Source organism: Streptomyces xiaopingdaonensis (assembly GCF_000262345.1).
GTDB classification, from domain to species: domain Bacteria; phylum Actinomycetota; class Actinomycetes; order Streptomycetales; family Streptomycetaceae; genus Streptomyces; species Streptomyces xiaopingdaonensis.
Genome location: NZ_AJTQ01000336.1, coordinates 1 through 4,581 on the forward strand (window position 1 = coordinate 1; position 4,581 = coordinate 4,581).

The 4,581-nt window shown below is 70.6% G+C and carries 2 protein-coding genes and 1 tRNA gene; 2 read left to right on the top strand and 1 reads right to left on the bottom strand.

From position 1 onward, the window contains the following. Positions 1 to 159: 159 nt before the first annotated feature. Positions 160 to 232 (top strand) — tRNA-Thr (locus UWG_RS0125595). Between the two features lie 114 nt (positions 233 to 346). On the opposite strand, the gene UWG_RS0125600 is transcribed toward UWG_RS0125595, so the two are convergent. After that, the gene (locus UWG_RS0125600) at positions 347 to 2,962 is read right to left on the bottom strand and encodes a SpoIIE family protein phosphatase (protein WP_029391771.1); all 2,616 of its coding nucleotides are present in this window, start codon (positions 2,960 to 2,962) and stop codon (positions 347 to 349) included. Between the two features lie 420 nt (positions 2,963 to 3,382). Between UWG_RS0125600 and UWG_RS31065 the strand changes: the two genes are divergently transcribed. Further along, positions 3,383 to 4,581: HAMP domain-containing protein (locus tag UWG_RS31065; protein ID WP_033196375.1), on the top strand; the 1,199-nt coding region annotated here is incomplete at its 3' end.

Below are 4,581 nucleotides of genomic sequence, written 5' to 3' on the forward strand. Positions count from 1 at the left end.
GGTACTGCATGCGGGAGTGTGTGGGAGAGTAGGACGCCGCCGAACTTTGTTTAAAGCCAGTGGGCTTCCGTCGGATTCCGGTGGGAGCCCACTGTGCAACCCGGTGGAGGGAATCCACAGGGACGTTGGACTCGCGGTAGAATGGCGGGAGTTCGACAGGCCCCAATAGCTCAGTCGGCAGAGCGTCTCCATGGTAAGGAGAAGGTCAACGGTTCGATTCCGTTTTGGGGCTCTCCGAGAGAGAACGAAGAGTCCGTGAAAAGGGCCCCATCGGCTGATGGGGCCCTTTTCACGTTCGAGGGAGGTCAGAGGCAACAGGTCGGTGCGGCCGGCCCGTTGCTCAACGTCACTCGGGGACCCGCATGGCGAGGATGGCCATGTCGTCGGACGGGGCGTCGCTGGCGAAGCGCTCCACGGCGCGCATGATGCGGGCCGCCACGGCGCCGGCGTTGAGGCCGGTGCAGCTGGTGAGGACCTCCGTCAGACCGTCGTCGCCCAACATGCGGGTGCCTTCCCTGCGTTCGGTGACGCCGTCCGTGACGCAGAGGAGGACGTCGCCCCTGGCGAGGGTGATCGTCTGTTCGTAGAGCTCCAGGTCATCCATGACACCGAGGAGGGGCTGCGGGTCCGCGGCCGTTTCCACGGTGCCGTCCTGGCGGAGGCGGAGCGGCAGCGGGTGGCCGGCGCAGACCACCTTGAGCTCGGCGCCGCCGCCCTCCTGGGGGCGTAGCTCCCCGTAGAGAAGAGTGAGGAAGCGGCTTCGGGCGCCCTCGTCGAGGATGGCGGTGTTGAGGCGTTCGAGGACGGCAGGACCGCCGAGGCCCTCGCGGGCGAGAAGGCGTAGGGCGTGGCGGGCCAGGCCCGTGACCGCGGCGGCCTCGGGGCCCGTGCCGCAGACGTCGCCGATGGCGAAGCCGTATGCCTTGCCGTCGCCGTCGCCGATCTCGAAGAGGTCGTAGAAGTCGCCGCCGACCTCGTTGCCTTCGCCCGCGGCACGGTAGATGACCTCGACCTCGACCCCGCGGACCTCGGGCAGTTCGGGAGGGAGCAGGCTGCGCTGCAGGGACTGGCTGATCGCCGTGCGCTCCGAGTACAGGCGGGCGTTGTCGAGGGCGAGGGCCGCTCGGCGTGAGAGGTCCTCGGCGAGTTCGAGAATCTCCTGGCGGAAGCGTTCGTCCGTGGGCTTTCCGAGGGTGAGCATGCCGATGACACGGTTGCGTGCGACGAGCGGCAGCACCACGGTCTCGCCGCCCACCGCGGTCGCCGTGGCCAGCGTGGTGCCTGGGGTGCTGCGGTAGTCGTCGTCGTGGAGCACGACGCTGCGGAGGGAGTTCCGCAGCGCGGACGAGCGTGCGGCCTCGCTCGGCGCCGACCAGACGCGGGCGCCCGGCGTCGGGACGGGTTCGGGCGCATCGACCTTCGCGAGGAGGGCCTTGAGGTTGTCGATCCGCTCCTCGTCCTCGTGGAGGACGTACGAGAGCTGCGGTTCCGAGCCGGGCTCGGTGACCGTGTACACGGCGCACCAGGAGGCGAGCGTCGGGACGGTCATCTGCGCCATGAGCGCGAGCGTCTGGTCCCGGTCGAGGGTGCCGGCGAGCAGGTCGGAAGCCTCGACGAGGAAGGAGAGCGAGCCTCTGCGGAGGCGCTCCAGCTCGGTGAGGCGGGCCCGCTCGACGGCGAGCGCGATGCGGTCGGCCGCGAATTGGAGGCGGAGCGCTTCCTCGTTGGTGTAGCGCTCGGCGGCCTCCGTCGCGACGCCGAGTGACCCCGTGAGGCGGCCCTCGACCTTCAACGGGACCGTCACGACGGAGCGCATGCCCGTGCCGGAGAGGAGGGGAACGGCTCCGGGGACGACGGTGAGGTCCTCGTGGACCGAGGGCATCCGCGCGGAGCCGTAGCGTCCGCTGCCGGTCTCGACGGGGACGCGGGCGAAGCGCTGGCGTGCGGAAGGGAGCCCGGTCGAGGCGCGGACTTCGAGCTCGGTCTCGTCGTCGGTGGCGAGGAGCAGGTAGGCCGCGTCGCCGTCGAGCATGTCGCGGGCGCGTTCGACGGTGCGTTGCAGGAGGCCGTCGAGGTCGTCGGGGGTGGGGGAGCCGATGAAGACCTCGAACGGGTCGACGCCGGTCGCGGCCTCGTGGCCTTCGGTGGGCTCCGCGGCGGGGGCGCGTACTTGGGACTGCAGGACGGCGCGCTCGTGGTCCCGCACCAGGAGGCAGACGGTCGAGGGAGCGCCGTCGCTGTCGCGCACGCGCAGGTGCGAGGCGTAGACCGGGACGGTCCTGCCGTCGGAGCCGCGGACGCCGTACGAGCCCTCCCAGCGGGAGAGCTGGAGCGCCTCCGCGATGCCGGTGCTCGTGCCGGGGGTATGCGGCCATGCGACGAAGTCGTTGAGCGGTTTGCCGATGACCTGTTCAGGGGTGTGGTCGAAGAGGAGACGGGCGTCCTCGTTCCACGCGCTGATGAGGCCCTCGCTGTCCACCTGTACGACGGCGACGTGGACGTACCGGTCGGCCTCGGGGAGGACGGAGTCGGGGAGCTGGGGGCCGGCGGAGCGGGTGCCCACGGGGCGCTCGTTGAGCGCGAGGCTGAACCAGACGCGCTTGTCGGCGGCCGTGTAGTCGACGCCCCAGCGGGCCGCGAGCGCGGCGCACAGAAGCAGGCCGCGTCCGCCCTCGCTGTCGGGGCTCGGTCGGTGCACGCGTTCGGTGAGGGGGAGTTCGCGCTCCGGGTAGCGGTCGACGACCTCGATGCGGACGCCCTCGTCGTCGAGGAGGCAGATGACCTCGGCGGAGGTGCCGGCGTGCACGACGGCGTTGGTGACGAGCTCACTGGTGAGGACGACGGCGTCGTCGACGACCTCGGTGAGGCCCCACCCCTGGAAGGTGTCGCGGACGAAACCGCGGGCGGCTGCGACGGAGCGTCCCACTGGTTCGAAGGTGGCCGCAGCCCGCGCGGTGATCACTGGCCTCCCCTTGGCGTCCTCGCCGTCCGTTTCGGCGCCGACGCGTTGCGGCGTCAGCGCGGTTGCTGCCGTGATCCCGCCCGCGCCGACCGCGGTGATCGTCTCGCGCTCGGCGCCCTGCTCCTGCGTCACGCAGCGCCCCTCCGTTACCCATTGTGCTCGCACCGCTGTCCCTGGTGGCCCCTACCCGGTGGCTCGGCGGAGGTACCCCCTGTGCCGTGGCCGGGGAGTGGACAGCCGGAAGCCAGGTTACTTACGTTCGCAGTGCGTGTGGCCGCCGGATGCGGGTGATTTCCATCGGCGTCCCGAAAGCGGCGCATGCTGTGCTGCCGAACTGTTATCGCCGGGTTCGGTCGTAGTGAAACACTGGGAGGGCTCGGAGGAAGACCGGGCGGAACGGTCGACCGTACGGGAGGGACAGTGGAGTCTGGCGCAGCAACGCGCAGCACGACCGCGCGTGCGAAGGGCGGACGCTCCCGGAAGAGCGGAACGGTCGAGGTCGAAGCGGCGGCACTGGACAAGTTGCTGACCGCGCTGACGGCGATGCGCGACGGCAACTTCAAGAAGCGGCTCACGGTCACGGGCGACGGCCCGCTGGCGGAGATCTCCGCGCTCTACAACGAGGTGGCGGACCGCAATCTGCACCTCGCGAGCGAGCTGACGCGTGTACGGCGCGTAGTGGGGCGCGACGGGAAGCTCACGGAGCGGTTGCAGCCGGGTGCGAGCGAAGGATCGTGGGCTGCTTCGGTGGAGGCGGCGAACGCGCTCGTCGACGACCTGGCGTGGCCGGTCTCCGAGACGGGCCGGGTGCTCTCCGCGGTCGCGGACGGCGACCTGGAGCAGCGCATGGAGCTGCGCACGCCGGCGGGCGAGACCAACGGGCACCCGCTGCGCGGGGAGTTCCTCAAGGTCGGGCGGACGGTCAACGGTCTCGTCGGACAACTCGACCTCTTCGCCGACGAGGTGACGCGCGTCGTCAACGAGGTCGGCACGGAAGGCAAGTTGGGCGGCCAGGCACGGGTCCGCGGCGTCTCGGGCGCCTGGAAGGATCTCACCGATGCGGTGAACCTGATGGCCTCCCGGCTGACGGCGCAGGTGCGCGACATCTCCCTGGTGACGACGGCGGTGGCCAAGGGCGATCTCTCGCGGAAGGTCACGGTCCACGTCTCGGGCGAGATGCTGGAGCTGAAGAACACCGTCAACACCATGGTCGACCAGCTCTCCTCCTTCCAGGCCGAGGTGACACGCGTCGCGCGCGAGGTCGGCACCGAGGGGAGCCTCGGCGGTCAGGCCCAGGTGCAGGGCGTCGCCGGCGTGTGGAAGGACCTCACGCACTCCGTCAACCTGATGGCGGGGAACCTCACTTCGCAGGTGCGCGAGATCGCACGGGTGACCACGGCGGTCGCCAGCGGCGACCTGTCGCAGCGCGTAACGGTCAACGCGCGGGGCGAGGTGGCGCAGTTGGCGGAGACGATCAACGCGATGACGGAGACGCTGCGCACCTTCGCCGACGAGGTGACCCGCGCCGCCAGCGAGGTCGGCACCGAGGGCAGTCTCGGCGGCCAGGCACAGGTCCCGGGTGCGGCCGGTACGTGGAAGGACCTCACGGACTCGGTCAA